Annotated in this window: 18 protein-coding genes; 11 read left to right on the forward strand and 7 right to left on the reverse strand. The window is 74.5% G+C overall.

Features of this window, described 5'->3' with window-relative positions:
- Positions 1-152 precede the first annotated feature (152 nt).
- The 7 genes from ACH414_RS13035 to ACH414_RS13065 all read left to right on the forward strand — a co-directional run bounded on the left by ACH414_RS13035 (position 153) and on the right by ACH414_RS13065 (position 7,974).
- The gene (locus ACH414_RS13035; protein WP_398941793.1) at positions 153-1,031 is read left to right on the forward strand and encodes a DUF3152 domain-containing protein; all 879 of its coding nucleotides are present in this window, start codon (positions 153-155) and stop codon (positions 1,029-1,031) included.
- A 115-nt stretch (positions 1,032-1,146) separates the two neighbouring features.
- Positions 1,147-2,007: a tryptophan 2,3-dioxygenase family protein gene (locus tag ACH414_RS13040; protein ID WP_382547136.1), complete on the forward strand. Its 861-nt coding sequence runs from the start codon at positions 1,147-1,149 to the stop codon at positions 2,005-2,007.
- Positions 2,000-3,232 carry a kynureninase gene (gene kynU, locus ACH414_RS13045; RefSeq protein WP_386563600.1) on the forward strand — a complete coding sequence of 411 codons (1,233 nt, stop codon included), beginning with the start codon at positions 2,000-2,002 and terminating at the stop codon, positions 3,230-3,232. Before ACH414_RS13040 ends, kynU begins: the two co-directional genes overlap by 8 nt.
- A gap of 95 nt (positions 3,233-3,327) precedes the next feature.
- Positions 3,328-4,176, forward strand: a complete 849-nt coding sequence (locus ACH414_RS13050; RefSeq protein ID WP_398941796.1) for an alpha/beta hydrolase — start codon at positions 3,328-3,330, stop codon at positions 4,174-4,176.
- Between the two features lie 622 nt (positions 4,177-4,798).
- Complete coding sequence (locus ACH414_RS13055) at positions 4,799-6,115, forward strand: sensor histidine kinase (protein WP_382547127.1); 1,317 nt, start codon at positions 4,799-4,801, stop codon at positions 6,113-6,115.
- Positions 6,112-6,774: a response regulator gene (locus ACH414_RS13060; RefSeq protein WP_382547124.1), complete on the forward strand. Its 663-nt coding sequence runs from the start codon at positions 6,112-6,114 to the stop codon at positions 6,772-6,774. The genes ACH414_RS13055 and ACH414_RS13060 overlap by 4 nt, the downstream gene beginning before the upstream one ends.
- Before the next feature lie 12 nt (positions 6,775-6,786).
- Positions 6,787-7,974 carry a cytochrome P450 gene (locus ACH414_RS13065; RefSeq protein ID WP_398941798.1) on the forward strand — a complete coding sequence of 396 codons (1,188 nt, stop codon included), beginning with the start codon at positions 6,787-6,789 and terminating at the stop codon, positions 7,972-7,974.
- A gap of 303 nt (positions 7,975-8,277) precedes the next feature.
- Here the strand turns inward: ACH414_RS13065 and ACH414_RS13070 are convergent, their stop codons facing one another.
- Positions 8,278-9,882 carry an ABC transporter permease gene (locus tag ACH414_RS13070; RefSeq protein WP_391770131.1) on the reverse strand — a complete coding sequence of 535 codons (1,605 nt, stop codon included), beginning with the start codon at positions 9,880-9,882 and terminating at the stop codon, positions 8,278-8,280.
- Entirely contained in the window at positions 9,879-10,784 is a 906-nt protein-coding gene (locus ACH414_RS13075; protein ID WP_382547115.1) for an ATP-binding cassette domain-containing protein, read from the reverse strand. Before ACH414_RS13075 ends, ACH414_RS13070 begins: the two co-directional genes overlap by 4 nt.
- A gap of 75 nt (positions 10,785-10,859) precedes the next feature.
- Here ACH414_RS13075 and ACH414_RS13080 point away from each other — a divergent pair, with 75 nt between their 5' ends.
- Positions 10,860-11,417: a GbsR/MarR family transcriptional regulator gene (locus tag ACH414_RS13080; protein ID WP_391770130.1), complete on the forward strand. Its 558-nt coding sequence runs from the start codon at positions 10,860-10,862 to the stop codon at positions 11,415-11,417.
- Here the strand turns inward: ACH414_RS13080 and ACH414_RS13085 are convergent.
- Both ACH414_RS13085 and ACH414_RS13090 read right to left on the reverse strand, forming a co-directional pair.
- The gene (locus tag ACH414_RS13085) at positions 11,372-13,033 is read right to left on the reverse strand and encodes a hypothetical protein (RefSeq protein ID WP_398941801.1); all 1,662 of its coding nucleotides are present in this window, start codon (positions 13,031-13,033) and stop codon (positions 11,372-11,374) included. The two genes, ACH414_RS13080 and ACH414_RS13085, sit on opposite strands and share 46 nt — an antisense overlap.
- A gap of 43 nt (positions 13,034-13,076) precedes the next feature.
- The gene (locus ACH414_RS13090) at positions 13,077-13,925 is read right to left on the reverse strand and encodes a diacylglycerol kinase (RefSeq protein ID WP_382547107.1); all 849 of its coding nucleotides are present in this window, start codon (positions 13,923-13,925) and stop codon (positions 13,077-13,079) included.
- 144 nt (positions 13,926-14,069) lie between these two features.
- Between ACH414_RS13090 and ACH414_RS13095 the strand changes: the two genes are divergently transcribed.
- Positions 14,070-15,353 (forward strand): adenylosuccinate synthase, encoded by a 1,284-nt coding sequence (locus ACH414_RS13095; protein WP_382547104.1) that lies wholly within the window; start codon positions 14,070-14,072, stop codon positions 15,351-15,353.
- Positions 15,354-15,418: 65 nt separating this feature from the next.
- Here ACH414_RS13095 and ACH414_RS13100 read toward each other — a convergent pair whose 3' ends face one another.
- The gene (locus ACH414_RS13100) at positions 15,419-16,249 is read right to left on the reverse strand and encodes an oxidoreductase (protein WP_386563617.1); all 831 of its coding nucleotides are present in this window, start codon (positions 16,247-16,249) and stop codon (positions 15,419-15,421) included.
- Positions 16,250-16,338: 89 nt separating this feature from the next.
- Here ACH414_RS13100 and ACH414_RS13105 point away from each other — a divergent pair, with 89 nt between their 5' ends.
- Complete coding sequence (locus ACH414_RS13105; protein WP_398941803.1) at positions 16,339-17,256, forward strand: LysR family transcriptional regulator; 918 nt, start codon at positions 16,339-16,341, stop codon at positions 17,254-17,256.
- A 35-nt stretch (positions 17,257-17,291) separates the two neighbouring features.
- On the opposite strand, the gene ACH414_RS13110 is transcribed toward ACH414_RS13105, so the two are convergent.
- Together ACH414_RS13110 and ACH414_RS13115 are read right to left on the reverse strand one after the other, a co-directional pair.
- A complete protein-coding gene (locus ACH414_RS13110) occupies positions 17,292-19,154 on the reverse strand; it encodes a serine/threonine-protein kinase (RefSeq protein WP_398941805.1) in 1,863 nt (620 codons plus the stop codon).
- Between the two features lie 56 nt (positions 19,155-19,210).
- Positions 19,211-20,692: a substrate-binding domain-containing protein gene (locus ACH414_RS13115; RefSeq protein WP_398941807.1), complete on the reverse strand. Its 1,482-nt coding sequence runs from the start codon at positions 20,690-20,692 to the stop codon at positions 19,211-19,213.
- 160 nt (positions 20,693-20,852) lie between these two features.
- Here ACH414_RS13115 and ACH414_RS13120 point away from each other — a divergent pair, with 160 nt between their 5' ends.
- The gene (locus ACH414_RS13120; protein ID WP_382547091.1) at positions 20,853-21,806 is read left to right on the forward strand and encodes an NADP-dependent oxidoreductase; all 954 of its coding nucleotides are present in this window, start codon (positions 20,853-20,855) and stop codon (positions 21,804-21,806) included.
- The last annotated feature ends 21 nt before the right edge of the window (positions 21,807-21,827 follow it).

Here is a 21,827-nt window from a genome sequence, read left to right on the forward strand (position 1 = left end):
GTGGCAGGGGGAAATCCGGACAGACTCCTCGACGCGTTCGAGGGCGTTCGAAGTGGCCGGTACGATCCTCCGGACCGCAGTACCGAGCGCCGGCGCAGAGGCCCCCACACCCTCTCTCCCCACCCCGGCCCACGCAGGGGGAGAAGTCTGTCTTGGGAAAGCGCGCCGCCCAGCCGGTCCGCCGCCGCAGGCGGAACAGACGGGCGCGCGGGAGGGGACTCCTGCTGCCCGTGCTCGCCCTGGTCATCGTCTCGCTGTGCGGGGGCGCGGCCCTCGCCCACTACAACGGCACCCGCGCCGCCGACGCCGCCGCGGCCGGCCCGCCGGAGGCGACCGGCGCCGGTCCCGGCCCCGGCTCCGGGAAGACCACCGCGCAGCCGGTGACGCCCCCGCCGAAGCCCACGCCCACGCCGAAGCCCAAGCCGAAGCCGACCCCCAAGCCCACCCCGAAGAAGACCGCCGTGCCCCGCTCGGGCGCCGGGACCTTCACCACCGCCCAGGCCACCGGCGAGGCCGTCGGGGCCGGCGGTTCGCTGCGCCGCTACCGGGTGCAGGTCGAGGACGGCATCGACATCTCCGCGCGCGAGGCCGCGGCCGAGATCCAGCGGATCCTGGCCCATCCGCGCGGCTGGGCGGCGCACGGCCGTGGCCGGTTCCAGCTGGTCTCCGAGAACGCCGACTTCGTCATCCGGATCGCCACCCCCGACACCGCCGACCGCCTCTGCCTGGCGAACGGCATGAACACCCACGGCGAGCTGAACTGCGAGACCACCGCGGGCGTCGTGGTCAACCTCAAGCGGTGGATGCTCGGCTCCCCGACCTTCGCGGGCGAGCCCGCCGAGTACCGGCATCTGATCATCAACCACGAGGTCGGGCACGAGATCGGCATCCGCAGCCACATGGGCTGCCCGGGGCCGGGCAAGCTCGCGCCCGTGATGATGCAGCAGATCAAGGGCCTGAACGGCTGCCGGTCGAACGCGTATCCGTATGACGAAGACGGGATCTACATCACCGGCCCGGTCGTGTCATGATGCGCGTGGGAGCACATGCGCCGACGCACGGCTCCCGAGGGGACCGGGGCTCCCGTGCCGCGAGGCGACGGTAGGAGCGGACCGCTACCCGGTAGTTCGTATCGAGGAGACAGAAATGTCGACCTTCCCAGGATCCCCCGATGCCTCCGGAGCCGGTACGGCCGCCGACGCGCCGAACCTCGACTTCGCCGGCACCACGCCGTACGAGGACTACGTCCAGGCGGACGTCCTCACCCACCTCCAGCACCTGCGCTCCGACGACCCGGGCGAGATGGTCTTCCTGGTCACCACCCAGGTCATGGAGCTGTGGTTCACCGTGATCGTCCACGAGTGGGAGACCGCGAGCCGCGCCCTGCGCGAGGACGACGTGCCCGTCGCGATGGACGCGCTCAAGCGCTCCGTGCGCGAGCTGGAGGCCCTCAACCACTCCTGGCGCCCGCTCGCCCAGCTCACCCCCGCCCAGTTCAACTCCTACCGGGCCGCGCTCGGCGAGGGCTCCGGCTTCCAGTCGGCGATGTACCGGCGGATGGAGTTCCTGCTCGGCGAGAAGACCGCGTCCATGCTGGTGCCGCACCGCGGCGCGCCCCGGGTCCACGCCGAGCTGGAGAAGGCCCTCCAGGAGCCCAGCCTGTACGACGAGACGCTGCGGCTGCTCGCCCGCCGCGGCCTGCCCGTCCCCGCCGAGGTCCTCGACCGCGACCGGGCGCTGCGCTACGAGCCGCACCCCGAGGTCGAGCGGATCTGGGCCGGGATCTACGCCGACCCCGACCAGAACGCCGAGCTCGTCCGGCTCGGCGAGGCGCTCAGCGACGTCGCCGAGCTGGTGTGGCGCTGGCGCAACGACCACCTGGTGGCGACCCGGCGCGCGATGGGCTCCAAGACCGGCACCGGCGGCTCGGCCGGCGTGGCCTGGCTGGAGAAGCGGGCGCAGAAGAACGTGTTCCCCGAGCTGTGGACGGCGCGCAGCCATGTCTGACGAGCTGAGGGAGCAGGCCGCGCGGCTGGACGCGGCGGACGAACTGTCCAAGCACCGCGAGAAGTTCGCCCTGGAACCCGAAGGTTCCGTCTACCTGGACGGCAACTCGCTGGGCGCGCTCCCGGCCCATGTCCCGGCCCGGATGGCCGACGTCATCGCCCGCGAGTGGGGCGAGCTGCGCATCCGCTCCTGGGACGAGTCGGGCTGGTGGACCGCGCCCGAGCGGATCGGCGACCGGATCGCGCCGCTCGTCGGCGCCGCCCCGGGGCGGATCGTGGTCGGCGACTCGACCAGCGTGAACGTCTTCAAGGCGGTCGTCGCGGCGGCCCGGCTCGCGGGGGAGGGGCGCGACGAGATCCTCGTCGACGCCACGACCTTTCCCACGGACGGGTACATCGCCGCGTCCGCGGCGCGCATGACCGGTCACCGGATCGTGCCGCTCGACCCGGCGGACATGGCCGCCGCGGCCGGCCCGCGCACGGCCCTGGCCCTGGTCAACCACGTCGACTACCGCACCGGCCGGCTCCAGGACCTGCCCGGTCTCACGGCGGCGCTGCACGCGGCGGGCGCACTGGCCGTCTGGGACCTGTGCCACAGCGCGGGCGCGCTGCCGGTCGGACTCGACGCGCACGGGGTCGACCTGGCGGTCGGCTGCACCTACAAGTACCTGAACGGCGGCCCCGGTTCGCCCGCGTACCTGTACGTCGCCGAGCGGCACCAGGCCCGCTTCGACTCGCCGCTGCCCGGGTGGAACTCGCATGCCGACCCGTTCGGGATGACCCCCGGGTACGAGGCGGCCGACGGCGCGCTCCGGGGCCGGGTCGGCACCCCCGACATCCTGTCGATGCTGGCCCTCGAATCGGCGCTCGACGTCTGGGACGGGGTGCGGATCGAGGACGTACGGGCCAAGTCGCTGGCCCTGACGGACTTCTTCCTGGAGTGCGTACGGGCCTACGCCCCGGCGGGCCGGGTGGAGTCGGTGACGCCCGAGGCACACGAGGAGCGCGGCAGCCAGGTCGCGCTGCGTTGCGCGGAGGCGCCGCGGGTGATGGCGGAGCTGATCCGGCGCGGGGTCGTCGGCGATCTGCGCCGCCCGGACATCCTGCGCTTCGGCTTCACACCGCTGTACGTGGGCTTCGCGGACGCGGAGCGGGCGGCGCGGGTGCTGGCCGAGGTCCTGACGGAGATCCCGCCGGAGACCCGGGCGGAGACCCCGGCGGCGTAGTTCCGATGATCGCCTGATCTGCGGGCCCCGGACTCCTGGTACCGTCCCCGCAGGTCAGGCCAATTCGGCCCCGTCTCCGAGAGGTTGGAAGCAGCATGCCGGACCCCGCCGCGCGCGACGCCGCCGAAGAAGCATCGGCCTTCTCGCACCCGGCCGTCGCCCCGGACGCCTCCGCCGCGTACGGCGCGCACCCGGACCAGGTCGTCGACTTCTACGCCCCGCGCGACGGGCGGCAGAGCGCGCCGCTGGTCGTCGCCCTGCACGGCGGCGCCTGGCGGGCCCCGTACGACCGGCAGCACCTGACTCCTTTCGTGGACTTCCTGGCGCGGCGCGGGTTCGCCGTGGCCAACGTCGAGTACCGGCGGGGGCGGGGCGGGACCGTGGCCGGGCGCTGGCCGGAGACCTTCGACGACGTGGCGGCGGCGCTGGACGCGGTGCCGGACCTGGCGGCGTCGGCGCTCCCCTCGGCGGACCCGCGCCGCATCGTCCTCACCGGTCACTCCGCGGGCGGCCACCTGGCCCTGTGGGCCGCCGCCCGCCACGTCCTGCCGCCCGACTCCCCGTGGCGCCTCCCGGTCCCGCCGGCCCTCCGGGGCGTGGTCGCGCTGGCGCCGATCGCCCATTTCGCCCGGGCGGTGGAGCTGGACGTGTGCGGGGGAGCGGTGGCGGAACTCCTGGGCGGCGAGGCGGAGATGAAGCAGCGCGCCCCCTTCGCGGACCCGTCCCTGCTGCTCCCCACGGGCATCGCCACGACCGTCGTCCAGGGCCGCGCGGACCTCGTCGTCCCGGAGCCGGTGGCCGAGGCGTACGTCGAGGCGGCGGCGGAGGCGGGCGAGACGGTCGGGCTGACGCTTCTGTCGGACGTCGGGCACTTTCCGCTGATCGATCCGTCGGCGGACGCGTGCGCGGTAGTAGCCGAAGAAGTCGCCCAACTGGCCTGGTAGCCAACCCACTTCCCCGCCGCGCCGACACCCGCCGCGGCCGCCCCGTTCCGAGCCAACCACTGGGGCGGCGCCCCCCGCTCCCCGGCCTGCGGCCGGCCCGCCGTTGTGGCCATTCGTTCCGCTGGGGCGGTGCCCCCCCCCGCTCCCCGGCCTGCGGCCGGCCCCCCGTTGTGGCCATTCGTTCCGCTGGGGCGGTGCCCACCCCCCCGGCCGCGCCCGCACCCCGTTGTGGGCCTGCGGCCCCCCGTTGTGGGCATTCGTTCCGCTGGGGCGGAACGGGTGGGCACAACGGACGGCGCCCTTTGCCGGGCCTAGGCTTCCGCGCCCTGACCCGCACCCCTAGTGCGGCGCGGTCGTGGTGCGGGTCAAGGCACGGGGAGCGGAGGCGCCGCTAAGGGCGCCGTCCCGTGTGCCCACCCGTCCCGCCCTGCGGGACGATTGCCCACACTCCGCGGAGCGGGGCGGAGGCGGCCCACGCGGGGCGCGGGCTCGGCGGCCCTGCACGGCGGCGGGTAGTGGCGGCTCCCCGGGGTGCGGGGTGGCCGTAGTCCTCAAGGGGGACGGAGGAGGATCCGTAGGAAGCGGGACGACCGGGGGGACGGGGCGACCGTACCGTGGAGGCGTGAATTCGACGCGGCCCGCCCCCGACACCCCCCGCAGCCCCGAGCTCCGCCTCACCCTGAAGGCACTCGGCGGCCTGCGAGCCGACCTCTTCGACGACGCCTTCGCCTACCGCCCCCTCCCGCGCTGGGACGTCAGCCGCGGCCCGCTCCGCTTCCTGCCGCGGCGGATACGCGACGAGGCCGGCGTGATCCCGCACCTCGTCGTCGGCTTCGCCGCCCTCATCGTCTTCTTCCTCGGGCTCGAACGGGCCCGCGACACCATCGGCCCGGTCGCGTTCCTGTACGCCGCCGTCCCGGCCGCGATCGTGCTGCTCACCCTGATCCGCCCCGTGCTCGCCTTCTGGGCCTCGCTCGTCTCCACCCCCTTCGTCGCCTACCTGGGCACCTACGGCGACGGCTGGCCCTGGGCGCCGAACTCGTTCGCCACGCACCTCGTCGTCCTCGTCGTCGTCGCCCTGCGCACCCGCCCGCGCACCGCGGGCTGGATGTGGCTGGTCACCGCCGGCTACGCCCTGTTCGTCTCGTTCTTCCTCGGCGCGAGCTACGAGAGCGACGCCCTCCCGCTGGTCTTCGTCGCAGGGGTCTCCCTCCTGCTCGTCACGACCTCCCAGGTCCGCCGCGAGGCCGCCCGCGAGGTCACCGCCCAGCAGTCCGTCACCGCCGTCGAGCGCTCGAAGCGCACCCTGCTCGAAGAGCGCACCACCATCGCCCGCGAGCTGCACGACGTCGTCGCCCACCACATGTCGGTGGTCGCCATCCAGGCGGAGGCCGCCCCCTACCGGGTGCAGAACCCGCCCCCGGAGCTGGAGCAGGCCTTCGCGACCATCCGGGAGAACGCCGTCGCCGCGCTGACCGAGCTGCGCCGCGTCCTCGGTGTCGTACGGGCGGAGGACTACGAGGCACCGGACGCCCCGCAGCCCACCCTCGCCGACCTCGACGGCCTGGTCGGCAACGTCCGCGAGGCCGGCCTCGACGTGCGGCTGACGGTGACCGGCGCGGTGCGGGAGCTGCCGCAGGGCGTGGAGCTCTCGGCGTACCGGATCGTCCAGGAGGCCCTGTCCAACGTGCTGCGCCACGCCCCCGGCGCCGGCGCCACGGTCGAGGTGAGCCACGTCCTCGGCGGGCTCGGACTCCGGATCGTCAACGGTCCCGCCCGCGGTCTGGTCAAGCCGTCGCCGGGGGCCGGGCACGGCATCACCGGCATGCGCGAGCGGGTCGCCATGCTCAACGGCGAGATGACCGCCGAGACGACCGACGACGGCGGCTACGCCGTCACCGCCTTCATCCCCGTCCCCCGTGAGGAGCCCGTCGCATGACGATCCGCGTCCTGATCGTCGACGACCAGATGATGGTCCGCGAGGGTTTCTCCGTCCTGCTCAACGCCATGCCGGACATCGAGGTCGTCGGCGAGGCGGTCAACGGCCGCGAGGCCGTGGCGCAGGTCGCCGCGCTCCGCCCCGACGTCGTCCTGATGGACATCCGCATGCCGGAGCTGAACGGCATCGACGCCACCCGCGAGATCGTCGCCGCCGACGCCGACGCGAAGGTGCTGGTCCTGACCACCTTCGACCTCGACGAGTACGTGTACCAGGCGCTGCGCGCGGGCGCCTCCGGCTTCCTGCTCAAGGACGCCTCGGCGCGGCAGCTCGCCGACGGCGTCCGGGTCGTCGCGGCAGGCGAGGCCCTGCTCGCACCGACCGTCACCAAGCGTCTGATCACGGAGTTCGCCCGTTCCGCGGTCTCCCCGCGCCCGCCCGCGATGGCGCAGATCGGCGAGCTGACCGAGCGGGAGACGGAGGTGCTGGTGCTGATCGCCCAGGGGCTGTCGAACGTGGAGATCGCCGACCACCTCGTCGTCGCCGAGTCCACCATCAAGACCCATGTCAGCCGCATCCTGGTGAAGCTGGGCCTGCGCGACCGCACCCAGGCGGCGGTCTTCGCGTACGAGGCACGGCTGGTGCAGGTGGGCGGGTAGTAGCGTCCGCGCATGGACGCTGCCTTCGACCCCTGGTCCCCGGAGTTCGTCGCCGATCCCTACCCCGCCTACGCCGAACTGCGCGCCACCGGCCGTGCCCACTGGTACGCGCCGACCCGCCAGTGGCTGATCCCGCACCACGAGGACGTCTCCGCGCTGCTGCGGGACCGGCGCCTCGGGCGGACGTACACCCACCGCTTCGGCCACGAGGAGTTCGGGCGCGAGGCCCCCGACCCCGCCCACGAGCCCTTCCACACGCTCAACGACCACGGTCTGCTCGACCTGGAGGCCGCCGACCACACCCGGATCCGGCGGCTCGTCTCGAAGGCGTTCACGCCCAGGACGGTGGAGGACCTGGCGCCGACGGTACGGCGGCTCGCCGCGGACCTGGTCGCCGGTCTGGTCGCCGACGGCGGCGGCGACCTGCTCGCCCGGGTCGCGGAGCCGCTGCCCGTGGCCGTGATCGCCGAGATGCTCGGCATTCCGGAGGGCGACGAGGAGCGGGGGCGGCTGCGGCCCTGGTCCGCGGACATCTGCGGGATGTTCGAGCTGAACCCCTCCGAGGAGACGGCCCGCCGCGCGGGTCGCGCCTCGATCGAATTCTCGGACTATCTGCGGGAGTTGATCGCCCGGCGGCGGAAGGAACCGGGCGACGACCTGATCTCCGGGCTCATCGGCGTCGCCGAGCTGACCGAGCAGGAGATGATCTCCACCTGCGTGCTCCTCCTCAACGCCGGCCACGAGGCCACCGTGAACACCACGGTCAACGGCTGGTGGACCCTGCTGAGCCAGGACGTGCGGCCGGATCCCGAAAAGTTGTCCACAGCTGTGGAAGAACTTCTGCGCTACGACACCCCGCTCCAGATGTTCGAGCGCTGGGTCCTCGACGACATCGAGCTCGGCGGCCGGGTCATCCCGCGCGGCTCCGAGGTCGCCCTGCTCTTCGGCTCCGCCAACCGCGACCCCGCCCGCTTCGGCCCCACCGCCGACCGGCTCGACCTCACCCGCGCCGACAACCCGCACATCACCTTCGGCGCCGGCATCCACTACTGCCTCGGCGCCCCGCTCGCCCGCCTCGAACTGACCGCCGTCTTCGGCGAACTCCTCCGCCGGGCGCCGGGCCTCCGGCTCGCCGCGGACCCCGTGCGGAAGCCGGGCTACGTCATCCGGGGCTTCGAGGAGCTGCTGGTCGAGGTGTGAGCGGCGGCAGACCTCGGTGGGCGTACGGGGAGGACCCCGCCGGACGTACCCCGCCGGACCGCTCGGGCGTGGCCCTCCCCGTACCCCGCCGGATCGCTGGGGCGTGGCCCTCCCCGTACCCCGCCGGATCGCTGGGGCGTGGCCCTCCCCGTACCCCGCCGGATCGCTGGGGCGTGGCCCTCCCCGTACCCCGCCGGATCGCTCGGGCGTGCCCCTCCCCGTACCCCGCCGGATCGCTCGGGCGTGCCCCTCCCCGTACCCCGCCGGATCGCTCCGGCGGGACCCGTCCCGGTGCCCCGTCGCTCAGCTCACCATGTCCCGGCGCCGCAGCCCCGCCAGTCCGCCCGCCGTCAGCGCCGCCGCCAGCGCGGTGAGGGCGAGCAGCGGGGTCCAGGACGGCTCCTGCCCCGGCAGCTTCGGCAGGTGGCCGAAGGGGGACAGGTCGAGGACCGCCTGCGGCAGGTCGAGCGCAGGGCCGATCCAGCCCAGGGCCAGGCACACCCCGGCCACGCCCCAGGCGGCGACCGCGGCCTTCGGGAAGGCGCCCCAGAGCAGCACCGCGAGGCCGGCCAGGGTCCAGACCGCGGGGAGCTGGGCGAGCGAGGCGCCCAGGACCGGGCCGAGGTCGTGCCCGTACGAGAGGGACAGGCCGAGGCCGCTCAGCAGCATGATCAGCGCGGATCCGGCGAAGGCGACCAGCAGGTGTCCGGCGGCCCAGCGCAGCCGTCCGACGGGCGCGGCGAGCAGCGGCTCGGCGCGCTGCGAGGTCTCCTCGCCGTGCAGCCGCAGCACCGAGCCGACCGCGAACAGGGCGGCGACCATCCCGAACAGCCCGACCATGGTGGCGAGGAAGGCGTCGGTGAGGGCGCTCTGCCCGCCCATCCGCTCGAAGATCTCCCGGGCCTGCTCGTTGTCGCCGACGATGTCCGCCGCGCCCTCGACCATCCCGCCGAAGACTCCTCCGCCGAGGAGGAAGCCGAGGGACCAGCCGAGCAGCGTCCCCCGCTGGAGCCGCCAGGCGAGGGCGCCCGCCGTCCCGAGCCGCCCGGCGGCGGGGCCGGGCCGGGTGGGCAGGAAGCTCATGCCGACGTCACGGCGGGCGGCGAGGCCGTACGCGAGGAGCGCCTGGGCGCCGACGGCCGCGGCGGTCAGGAGCAGCACCCACCAGCGTTCGCCGGCGAAGGCGCGCACGTTCTCGGCCCAGCCGACGGGGGAGAGCCAGGTGAGGACGCCGCCGCCTCCGCCCAGGACTTCGTCCTGTGAGGTGCCCCCGGCGGTGCCCGAGTCGCCCGCCGCGCGCAGCGCGAAGGCGAGGCCGAGGGCGCCCGCCGTGAGGCCCTTGGCGAGCCGGGCGCTCTCGGTGAGCTGGGCGGCGATCGCGGCCGCCGTCGCGAAGACCATGCCGGTCCCGCCGATGGCCAGCCCGAGCGCGAGGGCGCCCGCCGCGCCCTGTCCGGCGAGCCCGGCGGTGACGATCAGGGCGACGGCGGCGTTCGCGGCGAGGGCGGTGAGCAGCGCGGCGGTCAGCGGGGCCCGGCGCCCCACCGAGGCGGCCGACAGCATGTCCTGACGGCCCGTCTCCTCCTCCTCGCGGGTGTGCCGTACGACGATGATCAGGCTCATCACGGCGGCCAGCACGGCGCCGAAGGTGCCGAACCGCCAGGCGACGAGCCCGCCGAGCGAGTCGTCGAAGACCGGCCCGTACAGGGAGCGCATCGAGCTGTTCGCGTTCATGGAGGAGGCGAGTTCGGTGCGTTGGGCGGGGGTGCCGTAGAGCCCTTCGAGTGAGCCCGCGCCGCCGGCCACCATGCCGCCGGTGACCACGGCCCAGAGGGGCAGCATCAGCCGGTCGCGGCGCAGGGCGAGCCGGGTGAGGGGTCCGGTGCCGGCGAGGGCGTCCGTACTCATCGCGCCGTCACCTCGGCTTCCGCGTCCTCGTAGTGACGGAGGAAAAGCTCCTCCAGGGTGGGCGGGGTGCTGGTGAGGCTGCGGATGCCGGACCGGGTCAGCGAGCGGAGGACGGCGTCGAGCTTGTCGGTGTCGACCTGGAGGCGGACGCGCAGGCCCTGGACGTCGACATCGTGGACGCCGGGGAGGCCGGCGAGCCCGTCGGGCGGCCCGGCGAGTTCGGCGACGACGCTGGTCCGGGTGAGGTGGCGCAGCTCGGCGAGGGAGCCGGACTCGACGGTGCGGCCCTTGCGGATGATGCTGACCCGGTCGCAGAGGCTCTCGACCTCGCTGAGGATGTGGCTGGAGAGCAGCACGGTCGCACCGCGCTCGCGCGCCTCGGCGACGCACTCCTGGAAGACCTCCTCCATCAGCGGGTCGAGTCCGCTGGTGGGCTCGTCGAGGACGAACAGCTCGGCGTCGGAGGCGAATGCGGCGACCAGGGCGACCTTCTGCCGGTTGCCCTTGGAGTAGGTCCGGCCCTTCTTGGTCGGGTCGAGCTCGAAGCGTTCGACGAGCCGTGCCCGCCGCGCCGGGTCGAGTCCGCCGCGCAGGCGTCCGTACAGGTCGATGACCTCGCCGCCGCTGAGGTTGCGCCAGAGGGTGACGTCGCCGGGTACGTAGGCGATCCGGCGGTGCAGCTCGACCGCGTCGGCCCAGGGGTCCCTGCCGAGCAGGCGGACGTCCCCGGCGTCGGCGCGCAGCAGGCCGAGCAGGACCCGGATGGTGGTGGACTTCCCGGCTCCGTTGGGTCCGAGGAAGCCGTGGACCTCGCCGGCCGCGACGTCGAGGTCGAGGCCGTCCAGCGCGTGCGTGCGTCCGAACGCCTTGTGGAGCCCGGCCACCGTGATTGCCTTCGTCATGCTTCAGAACGTACGCGACTTTCACAAACTTGTGAAGTTAAGGAACCGCAGAAAGCGGGTGAGATAGTGGAAGGCATGACGACGACCAACGAAGAGGCGGTCTCCCGCTTCGTCGAGCGCTTCGCCGCCGAGCTCACGGAGGCCGGCATGCAGCGCATGGCCTCCCGCGTCTTCGCGGCGCTGCTGGCCTCCGAGACGGCCTCGATGACCTCGGCCGAGCTCGCCGAACAGCTGCGGATCAGCCCGGCCGCCGTCTCGGGCGCGGTCCGCTACCTCACCCAGGTGGGCATGGTCAGCCGCGAGCGCGACCCGGGGACGCGCCGCGACCGCTACGTCCTGCACAACGAGCTCTGGTACGAGACCTTCACCCGCCGCGACCAGGTCCTCAGCCGCTGGGAGAAGGTCCTCAAGGACGGCTCCGAGATCCTCGGCCCGGACACCGCGGCGGGGGCCCGGACGGCGGAGACCGCCGAGTTCTTCGCGTTCCTCCAGAAGGAGGTCCTCGGCCTGATGGACCGCTGGCGGGCGCTCAAGCGCGCCCAGGGCCAGGCCCAGGCCCAGGGTCAGGCCCAGGGCCAGGCCCAGGGTCAGGCGGCCGGGACCTCCGAGGCGCCGGGTACGCCCGGAGCCTGAGGCGGCGCGAGCCGCTCCAGGTACGCCCGCGCGGCCGGGTCGCCCGGCAGCAGCTCCTCGTAGGGCCCCGACGGCCACAGCGGCAGCCCCCCGACGAAGGGCACGACGACGGCCTCGCCGCTCTCGGTGCGGTCCGGCCCGCCGCGCAGCTCCACGGCCCCGGACGGGTCCTCCGGCAGCCCCCTGCGGGGGTCCTTGGGCGTACCGGGCGCGTACAGCCGGAGCACCGCCTCCGGCGCGTCGTCGGGCCCGCCGCCGTGCGGGAACAGCACCAGGACCGGGGCGCCGCCGACCGGGTCGAACAGCAGGGCGTACCGCTTCGGTACGGACACGGGGGCGCCCGCGGCCCGGCCGAGCGCACGGGCGAAGGCGCGGCCGGAGGCGAAGAAGCCCCGGCCGGAGTACAGGACGGCGCCCACGCCGAGCGCGATGACGGCGTACGCCACGACGCCGGGGTAGTCCTCCGGCCGGCCGAGCATCAGCATCCCGGTCACGACGGGCACCGGCGACACCAGCAGCCTCGGGAGCCCCGAGATGCGCCGCAGCGAGCGCACCCGCCACCAGGGCACGGCGCGGGCGTCCGCCTCGCGGCGCGGGCGGCGTCCCGGGGGCAGGGCCTGCCGCCGGGCGGCGGCGGAGAGGACGGCGTACGTCAGCGGGTGCGGCTCCCGGGCCCCGACACCGGCACCGACACCGGCCTCGGCACCGGCACCGGCCTCGGCACCGGCACCGGCCTCGGCACCGGCACCGGCCTCGGCACCGGCACCGGCCCCGTCCCCGGGCGCGGCGGCGGGGTCGCCGGCCTGCGGCGACGAGGCGTGGACCGACGAGGTCTGCGGCGACGAAGCGTGGGCCGGGGCAGTCTGCGGCGACGAGACCTGCGGCGACGGGACCTGCTGCGACGGGACCTGCGGCGACGAGGCGTGGACCGACGAGGTCTGCGGCGACGGGACCTGCTGCGGCGGGACCTGCGGCGACGAGGCGTGGACCGACGAGGTCTGCGGCGACGAGGCCTGCGGCGAAGCCGGTTCCGGCGACGACGGTCCCGGCGGGGCCGCCGCGGGGCGGGTGAACAGGCCCGCGGCCGCCGCCAGCCCCAGCGTCCGGTTCCGGGTGTGGTGGCCCCGTACCGGCCGGGCCCAGACCGGCTCCCCGCCGCCGGGCGCGGAGATCACGCCGCCGCGGTCCGGGTCGCCGCACCACCACAGGACGCCGTCGGGGCCCGGCAGCACCCGCTCGTACCGCTGCTTCGTCGCCGCCAGGTCGAACGGCCACGCCTGCTCGCCGTCCGGGTCGCCCAGGACGATCGACGGGGGCACCAGACCGCCGCGGACCACCGCCACGGCCGGGTGGGCCGACCACGCCCCCGCCGCCAGTGCCCGCCGCATCCGCCCGGCGTTCCGCAGCGCGCCGAGGCCGACGCCCCCCGCGATCAGTCCGGCCACGCCGAGGCCCGCGGCCGCGTCCGTCACCCAGGAGGCGCCGACCGGCAGCAGCAGGAGGACGAGGGCGAGGACCACGGCGGCCGCCCCCGCCCAGGTCAGCCGCTCCATCTGCCTCCGGTAGCGCCCGAGCCCCTGCCGGGTCGCCTCCCGGTCCAGCGCGCACTCCACCACGAACCCCCCTGTTCCCCGCAAGATCACGTACCCCAGGGGGAGGCTAGACCGCGCCCGCCTCGGGGGGAAGCGGCTCCGGGGCGAGCGCGCCCGGGCGCTCCCGCGGAAGCGTCAGCGCCCACGCCCCGGCCCGTACCGTCCACTCCCGGCGCCGCACCGGCCCCGAGACCGTGGCGTCGGCGCGGTAGCGGAAGTCGGGGCCGGTCACGGTGAGGGTCTGGGCGGTGGTGTGCACCGCGGGGGCGCCGGAGGGGGCGAGGGTCAGGGCGGCCGAGCCGCCCAGGGCGCGCACGGTCAGGGCCGTCAGCGGGGTGTCCATGTCGCTGAGCAGCACCCCGTCCGCCTCCACCCGCAGCCGGTGGGTGCGCGCCAGGACGGGCGCGGGGGCCGGCCGGACCAGGGTGCGGACCAGGGAGCGGCAGGTGTCCCAGACGGTCGGCGGGGCGGCGGCCAGGATCCGGCCGGCCGGGACCTCCAGACGGTCCAGGACGACCCCGCCGCTGTCGTCGACCAGCAGGTCAAGGCGGCGGGCCAGGCCGTCGAGGACCGCGCGGGCGGCCGCCACCGTGCCCGGCGGCACGCCGAGCGCGCGGGCCACCTGGAGGCGGTCCGGCGCGCCGATCGGGACCAGCGCCAGGCGGGTGCGGGAGGGGTCGCGCTCCCGGTGCAGCACGGTCACCGCCCGGCGCAGCGCGCGGTCGTCGCCGAGGACGACGGGGCGGCGCGAGCCGCGCCGGGCCAGGATCCGGACGAACTCCTCGGGGCCGTCCGGCAGACAGATCTTCGTTTCCGCGCCGGCGGACAGTACATCTTTCGCGATCCGTACGGACTCGCCGTCCATTCGGCGGGCGACCGGGTCGATGATGACCAGCAGCTGGTCGTGATCCGACACCTCGGTCCTTCCTCGGGTAGTCTCTTTGTGCAAGAGCCCCTTGCGCTATTGCGCCAGGGGCTTCGTCTATTCCGGGGCACATGGGTGAGGCGGCCGTAGGCCCCCTGACCTTGGTCTTGCCCCGCCCGGAAGGGGTGTACGCCTGTGCCCGCACTTGTGCTGCTCGGTGCTCAGTGGGGTGACGAGGGCAAGGGAAAGGCCACCGACCTGCTCGGTGGATCCGTTGACTACGTGGTGCGCTACCAGGGCGGCAACAACGCCGGCCACACGGTCGTCGTAGGCGACCAGAAGTACGCGCTGCATCTTCTCCCTTCCGGAATCCTCTCCCCGGGGTGCACCCCGGTCATCGGAAACGGCGTCGTCGTCGACCCGGCGGTCCTGCTCTCCGAGCTGAGCGGACTCAACGAGCGCGGCGTCGACACCTCGAAGCTGCTGATCAGCGGTAACGCCCACCTGATCACGCCGTACAACGTCACCCTCGACAAGGTGACGGAACGGTTCCTCGGCAAGCGCAAGATCGGCACCACCGGTCGCGGCATCGGCCCGACCTACGCCGACAAGATCAACCGCGTCGGCATCCGGGTCCAGGACCTCTACGACGAGTCGATCCTCACCCAGAAGGTGGAGGCGGCGCTCGAGGGCAAGAACCAGCTCCTCGCCAAGCTCTACAACCGCCGCGCCATCGACGCCGCGCAGATCGTCGAGGAGATGCTCCAGTACGCGGAGCAGATCAAGCCGTTCGTCGCGGACACCACGCTGATCCTCAACAAGGCGCTCGACGACGACAAGGTCGTGCTCTTCGAGGGCGGCCAGGGCACCCTGCTCGACGTCGACCACGGCACGTACCCCTTCGTCACCTCCTCGAACCCGACCGCCGGCGGTGCCTGCACGGGTGCGGGCGTGGGCCCGACGAAGATCAGCCGCGTCATCGGCATCCTCAAGGCGTACACGACCCGCGTCGGCGCCGGCCCGTTCCCGACCGAGCTCTTCGACGAGGACGGCGAGGCCCTGCGCCGCATCGGCGGCGAGCGCGGCGTGACCACCGGCCGCGACCGTCGCTGCGGCTGGTTCGACGCGGTCATCGCCCGCTACGCGACCCGCGTCAACGGCCTGACGGACTTCTTCCTGACCAAGCTCGACGTGCTGACCGGCTGGGAGCAGATCCCGGTCTGCGTCGCGTACGAGATCGACGGCAAGCGCGTCGAGGAGCTGCCCTACTCGCAGACCGACTTCCACCACGCGAAGCCGATCTACGAGATGCTGCCGGGCTGGTCCGAGGACATCACCAAGGCCAAGACCTTCGCCGACCTGCCGAAGAACGCGCAGGCGTACGTGAAGGCCCTGGAGGAGATGTCCGGCGCTCCGATCTCCGCGATCGGCGTGGGCCCGGGCCGCACGGAGACGATCGAGATCAACTCGTTCCTGTAGGAACGGCGAAGGGCCCGCACACCGCCGCCAGGCGGGGTGCGGGCCCTTCCGCGTGTCCGGTGCGGTCAGCCGTCGACCCTGGTGTCCCGGCCGACCTTCTCCCAGGCCGTGAGGTCGGCGCGCACCTGGTCCAGATGGGCGTGGATGGCGTCGATCGAGTCGGAGCCGAGGGCGAGCCGCAGCGGGGTCTCCTCGGCGTCCAGGGCGGCGAGGACGGCGGCGGCGGCCTTGGCCGGGTCGCCCTCCTCGGTGCCGCCGCCGGTCTCCACGTAGGCCCGGGTGGCGCCGACGGTGTCCGCGTAGTCCTCGATGCCGCCCCCGCTGACGCCGCCCTTGCCGAGGAGGCTGGTGCGGAAGGCGCCGGGCTCGACGATCAGGACGTCGATGCCGAGCGGGCGGACCTCGGTGGCGAGGGCCTCGGAGAGCCCCTCCAGGGCGAACTTGGTCGCGCTGTAGGCGCCGAAGCCCGGCAGCGACATCTGCCCGCCCATGCTGCTGACCTGCACGATCGCCCCGGAGCGGCGGGCCCGCATATGGGGCAGCACGGCCCGGGCGAGGGCGGCGGGGCCGAAGACGTGCACGTCGAAGAGCGAGCGCAGCTCGGCGTCGTCCGTCTCCTCGACCGAACCGACGTGGGTGCGGCCCGCGTTGTTGACCAGGACGTCGATGCGGCCGTGCCGCTCGGCGACCCCGCGGACCACCCGGTCGACGGCCGTGTGGTCGGTGACGTCGAGGGCGACGGCCTCGACCTGGTCGGGGTGGGCGGCGACCAGCTCGTCCAGGGTGTCCGGGCGGCGGGCGGCGGCAACCACGATGTCGCCGGCGCCGACCGCGGCCTCGGCGAAGGCGCGCCCGAAGCCGCTGTTCGCGCCGGTGACCAGCCAGACCTTGCTCATGTGGGTGTTCCCCTCGTGCGTACGACTCGGTGACACAACAAGCCTCCGTCACAAGCCTGTTGGGCGTCCAAGACCTGTCGTGATAACCCATGGCTATGGATGTGCACGGGCGGGACCTCCGCTATTTCCTCGCGGTCGCTGAGCAGCTCCACTTCACCCGGGCGGCCGAGCTGCTGTACGTGTCGCAGCCCGCGCTCAGCAAACAGATCCGGGCCCTGGAGCGGCAGCTCGGCGTCCCCCTGTTCGTGCGGGACCGCCGGGCGGTGACCCTCACCGAGGCCGGTGCGGCGCTGCTGCCGCACGCCCGGGCGGTGCTCGCCGCCTGGGAGGAGGGCGCCCAGGCGTTGCGCGGGGTCCGGGAGGACCTGGTCGTCGGGATGAGCACCAGCCCCGGCCGGGGCGGCCTGCTGCCCGCGATCCGCTCCCGCTTCACGGAGGCCCACCCGGGGGCGCGGACGAGGCTGCGGCAGGTCGGCTGGGAGGACCCGACGGCGGGACTCGCGGACGGCAGCAGCGATGTGGCGTTCGTGTGGCTGCCGCTGGCCGGGGCGGACCGGTTCCGCTGGGTCGTGGTCGCCACCGAACCCCGCCTCGTCGCCCTCCCCGCCGCCCACCCGCTGGCCGCCCGCGACCGCCTCGCGTTCACCGACCTCCTCGACGAGCCCTTCCTCGCCCTGCCGGACACCGGCCCCGAACTGCGCGACTACTGGCTGGCCCTGGACGCCCGGTCCGGCCGCCCGCCGGTCGTCGGCGCGGTGATCGCCAGTGCCGACGAGACGTACGAGGCCCTCGTGGACGGCCTGGGCATCTGCCTGGTCGCCGCCGGCAACGCCCCCCTCCTCACCCGCGACGGCGTCGTCACCCGCCCCGTCGACGGCCTGGCGGAGTGCCGCTTCGCCCTCGCCTGGCGCGCCGACGACCACCGCCCGACGGTCCGGGCCTACGCCCGCGCGGCGAGCGCGGTGGCGGGGGTGGCCACGGGGGCCGGGGCGGCCACGGGGCGGTGACGGGGGTGGCCACGGGGGCCGGGGGCGTCGGCCGGCTAGTCCCGGACGTACTCCCCCGGCTCCCCGTCCGCCGACATCCCGTAGACGAGGAGCCGGTCCTTGCCCTGGTAGCGGACGATGCGGAGGTTGGTGGAGCCGTCCTCGACGCAGTCCGGGTCCCAGATCTCCGGGTCGCGGGTCTGCGGGCCGACGACGAGGAGGGGGCCCGCACCGGCGACGAGGGCGGTCGCGATGCAGTGGATGTCCTCGGAGGTGGTGTTGCCCTGGTCGTCGGTGCGCGGGTAGTTCTGCTCCAGACGGATCAGGGGGGCGCCGACGGGGCCCTGGGTGACGGTGAGTTCGTTGACCCAGCGGCCCTCCTCGTCGGCCGGGACCTCCGAGAGCGGTTTCGACTTCCAGGTGCCGAGCAGGGCGGCGGGGACGACGGCCGCGCCGGTCCTGGTGCGCTGGAACGTGCTCTTGGCGACGCCGGAGCTCCACTCGACGACGTCGTTCGCGCGCAGCCGCAGGGTCTGGCGGGCGGCCGGGGTGCAGCGCTGGGCCGGGACGCTCGCGGTGATCTCGGCCTCGCCGAGGACCAGTTCGGCGTCGGTGGCGGAGAGCAGGACGGCCCGGCCGATGCACAGCCGCTCGCCGGTGACATGGGTGTAGACGGCGCTCTTGCTGCCGGCGGCGCCCTGGGTGATCTCGATCCGGCTGGTCTCGTACGGGGCGTCCGCGGAGCCCCGCAGGACGCCCTCCCAGGCGCCGAGGAAGGCGGCCGGGACGATCCCGGACGCGGCGCGCGAGGCGGACGATCCGCCGGTGCCGCGCGCCTGGTCCGACGGAGTGCCGCCGTGGCCGCCGGGCCGGTTGACGTACGCGAGGACGGCGGCGGCCGCGACGGCGAGGGCCGCGACGGCCGCCAGGAGGCCGCGTCGACGGCGGCGCGGGGCCGGGGCGGGCGCGGGGGAGGGGATCGGGGCGGCGGGCTCCGTGCCGGTCGCGGCGCCGGTCGCCACCTCGGTCGCCAGCTCGGTCTCCAGGAGCCGGGCGGCGTGGCGGCCGAGCCGGGCGAGCAGGTCGGCGGGCAGCCACGGGTCGGTGACCTGGAGGGTGTCGACGAGCTCCGCCGCGGAGGGCCGCCCGGCGGGGTCCTTGGTGAGGCAGGCCCGGATGAGGCCGCTGAGCTCGGGGGCGAGGTCCGTGAGGTCGGGCTCGTCGTGGGCGATGCGGAACATGGTGGCGTGCACCCCGCTGTCCGCCCCGCCGAAGGGCGAGCGGCCGGTCGCCGCGTACGCGAGGACCGAGCCGAGGCAGAAGACGTCGGAGGCGGGCGTCAGCTTCTCGCCCCGCACCTGCTCCGGCGACATGAAGCCGGGGGAGCCGACGACCGCGCCGGTGCTGGTCAGTCCGCCGTCGGTGACGGTGTCGACGGCACGGGCGATGCCGAAGTCGATGATCTTCGGGCCGTCGACGGTGAGCAGCACGTTCGAGGGCTTCAGATCGCGGTGGACCAGGCCCGCGGCGTGTACGTGGACGAGCGCGCGGGCGATCCCGGCGGCGAGGGTGCGGACGCTGTCGGCCGGCAGCGGCCCGTACTCGTCGGCGACGACCGTACGCAGCGAGGGGCCCGGCACGTATCCCACGGCGACCCACGGGAGTTCGGCGTCGGTGTCCGCGCCGAGCACGGGCGCGGTGCCGGTGCCGCCGACCCGTTCCAGGGCGGCGACCTCGCGGGCGAAGCGGCGGCGGAACTCGTCCTGCGCGGCCAGCTCCGCGTGCACGACCTTCACCGCGACGGTGCGGCCGCCGGCCGAACGGGCCAGGAACACCCGGCCCATGCCGCCCACGCCGAGGCGGCCGAGCAGCCGGAACGGTCCTATGGTGGCCGGGTCTTCCGCGTTCAAGGGATCCACGTCGACAGAGGATGCCAGACGGTCCGGCGGGCGGGGCCCGCGGGCGCCGGGCGCCGCTATCCCTCCCCGCAGATCCGCAGCCCCTTCGGGGTCGCGCAGGGCAGGTGCCCGTGGGTGCTGATGACGGCCTGCCCGCCGCCCCGGCCGAGGTAGGTGAGGAAGCTTGAGGTCAGCGAGTCGGCGGGCGGTACGCCCCAGGTGTAGGCGTACTCGATCTCCCGGTACGGGTAGGGGGAGGAGCCGATCTCGTCGACGTTCGCGTGGCGCCCGTCGATCGCGGTCCGGTGCAGGCCCTTCAGCCCGCTGCCGGAGCGCAGTTCGGTGTAGCCGATGGCACCGGGCAGCGCGGCGACGGTGGACAGGACCTGTTCGGTGCTGTCGAGTTCGCAGCGGACGACCCGGGCGTCGGGGTCGTCCTTGTGGGTGCAGTCGCGGGAGGAGTTCGCGGGCTCGTTGCGGCCGAGGACGCGCCGCTGGAAGACCTCGCGGGTGCCGGAGTTGGCGTCTCGGCTGACCAGCCGGACGGGCAGGTCCGGGCCGCCGAGCCGGCGCCAGTTGGTGACGTCGCCGCGGTAGATGCGCCGTACGGCGTCGAGCGAGAGGTCGTCGATCGGCACCCGGTCGTTGACGACCAGGGTGAAGAGGGAGACGGCGACCGTGTTCTCGCGCAGCTGCGGGTAGCCCTCGGGTTTGCGCCCGTCGGACAGGGCGATGAGCGCCGGCGCGCCCTTGCCCGCTCCGGCCCCCCGGGCGGCGAGCTCCCGGATGCCGGCGGTGGAGCCGTGGACGTCGACGACGATGGTGGCGCCCGCGCAGTCGTCCTCGTACCGCCGGGCCAGGTCGCGGACGACGGGCGCGAAGGCGGTGGAGCCGGTGACGGTGAGGGTGCCGCGGGCGCAGCCCATCGGCGGCGGGGCGTCGTCGCGGACCACGATGATTCCGGCGAGGGCGATGACGCAGAGGGTGAGGACGACGGTGACGGCGCGGGCGGCCCGGCTGAAGGCGGGCGGGGTGTCGTCGAGGGTCGTGCTGTGGTTGGTGTGGATGTCGCCGTCGCGGATGCCGCCGGAGACGGTCACGGGGGTGTCGACCGGGCCGCCGGTGAGCAGGGCGAGGAGCTTGAAGTACTGGCCGCGGTTGAGCGGCACCTTGGGGAGCCAGACCTCGGTGCCGTCGTGGCTGAGGGCGGCGGCGGTGAACGAGGCCTGGGTGACGGTGGCGGCCCGCACCCGGCGGGGTGCGAAGTCGACGGTCAGCCCGTGCTCGTCCAGGTGGTAGTCCTCCCGGCCGATCGAGGCGGCGCCGTCGTTCTCGATCCGCAGCAGGACGAGGGTGGCGTCCGCCATGTCCGGCCGGCCGTGGAAGAGACCCGCGTCGGGGTTGCCGCGCTCACCCACGGGTGTGTCCAGTTGCACGCGGTAGCCGATCCGCTTGCGGCGGGGCACGCGGCGCTCGATGAGGAGGACGCCGAAGGTCACCGCGACGCCGAGCAGCGCGGTGAGGACGGCGATGACGTTCTCGGGGCTGACCCAGTCCACGGGGCCACGCTACGGACGCGTGTGCGAGGCCGTGGGGGAGCTCGCCCCTCGCCATGAGGAGTTCGTCCTTCCTTCAACTGCTGTGGAGGAGTCCCTGTTGCCGGGGGTGCCGGGCGTGGGTGTAATGGCCCCGAGGGGGCTGCCGCACGAGGAGAACCCCATGCGTGTCGTCGAAGTGACCGCCTACGGCGGACCCGAGGTCCTGAGCATGGCCAAGCGCCCCGAGCCGGAGGCCGGGGACGTGCCGGGCAAGGTACGGGTACGGCTGAAGGCGGCCGGTGTGACCGTGGCGGACCTGAGGATCCGCGCCGGCCTCTATGTGGACGCGATCGGCGGCCTGCGGCCCCCGTTCGTCCTCGGCACGGACTTCGCGGGCCGGCTCCTCGACCCGGCCCCGGGCCCGGCGGGCACGCTGGCGGCCGGCACCCGGGTGGCGGGCTTCATGCCCTGGTTCGACGAGCTGACCGGCGAGGGCACGTATGCGGAGGTCATCCGGGTCGCCCCGGAGTGGCTGGCGCCGATCCCGGACGACGTGGACTTCACCGCGGCCGCCTCCGTCCCGCTGGCCGCGATCACCGCCCAGCAGGGCCTGGCGAAACTCCCCCTCCCCCCGGGCTCGACCCTCCTGGTCACGGGCGCCAGCGGCGTGGTGGGCCGCTTCGCCGTCCAGTTGGCCTCGGCGGCCGGCCTGCGGGTGGTGGGCGTCTCCTACGAGGGCGACGAGAGCGAGCTGAAGGTCCTCGGCGCCCAGCACTGCGTGCCGCGCGGCGAGCCGGCGAAGGTGCTGGCCGGGGTCCTGGACTACGCCCCCGAGCGCGTGGACGGCGTCTTCGACGGCGCCCTGGTCGGCACCCCGGTCCTGGCCGCCCTGAAGGACGGCGGCCGCTTCGTCTCCCTGGCCCCGGACCGCACCCCGACGGCCGAACGCGACATCGAGATCCACACGGTGGTGGGCCGCCCCGACGCGGCCTCCCTGACCGCGATCCTCCAGAAGGTCGCGAACCGCGAGCTCATCACCCGAGTGGCGGACGTGATGCCCCTGGAGGAGGCCGCGGAGGCCCACAAACGGGCGGAGTCGGGGCACCGGCCGGGGCGGATCGTGCTGATGATCTGACCCGCACCGGCCGGTGCGCCC

Source organism: Streptomyces sp. NPDC020422 (genome assembly GCF_044386705.1).
Classification (GTDB): domain Bacteria; phylum Actinomycetota; class Actinomycetes; order Streptomycetales; family Streptomycetaceae; genus Streptomyces.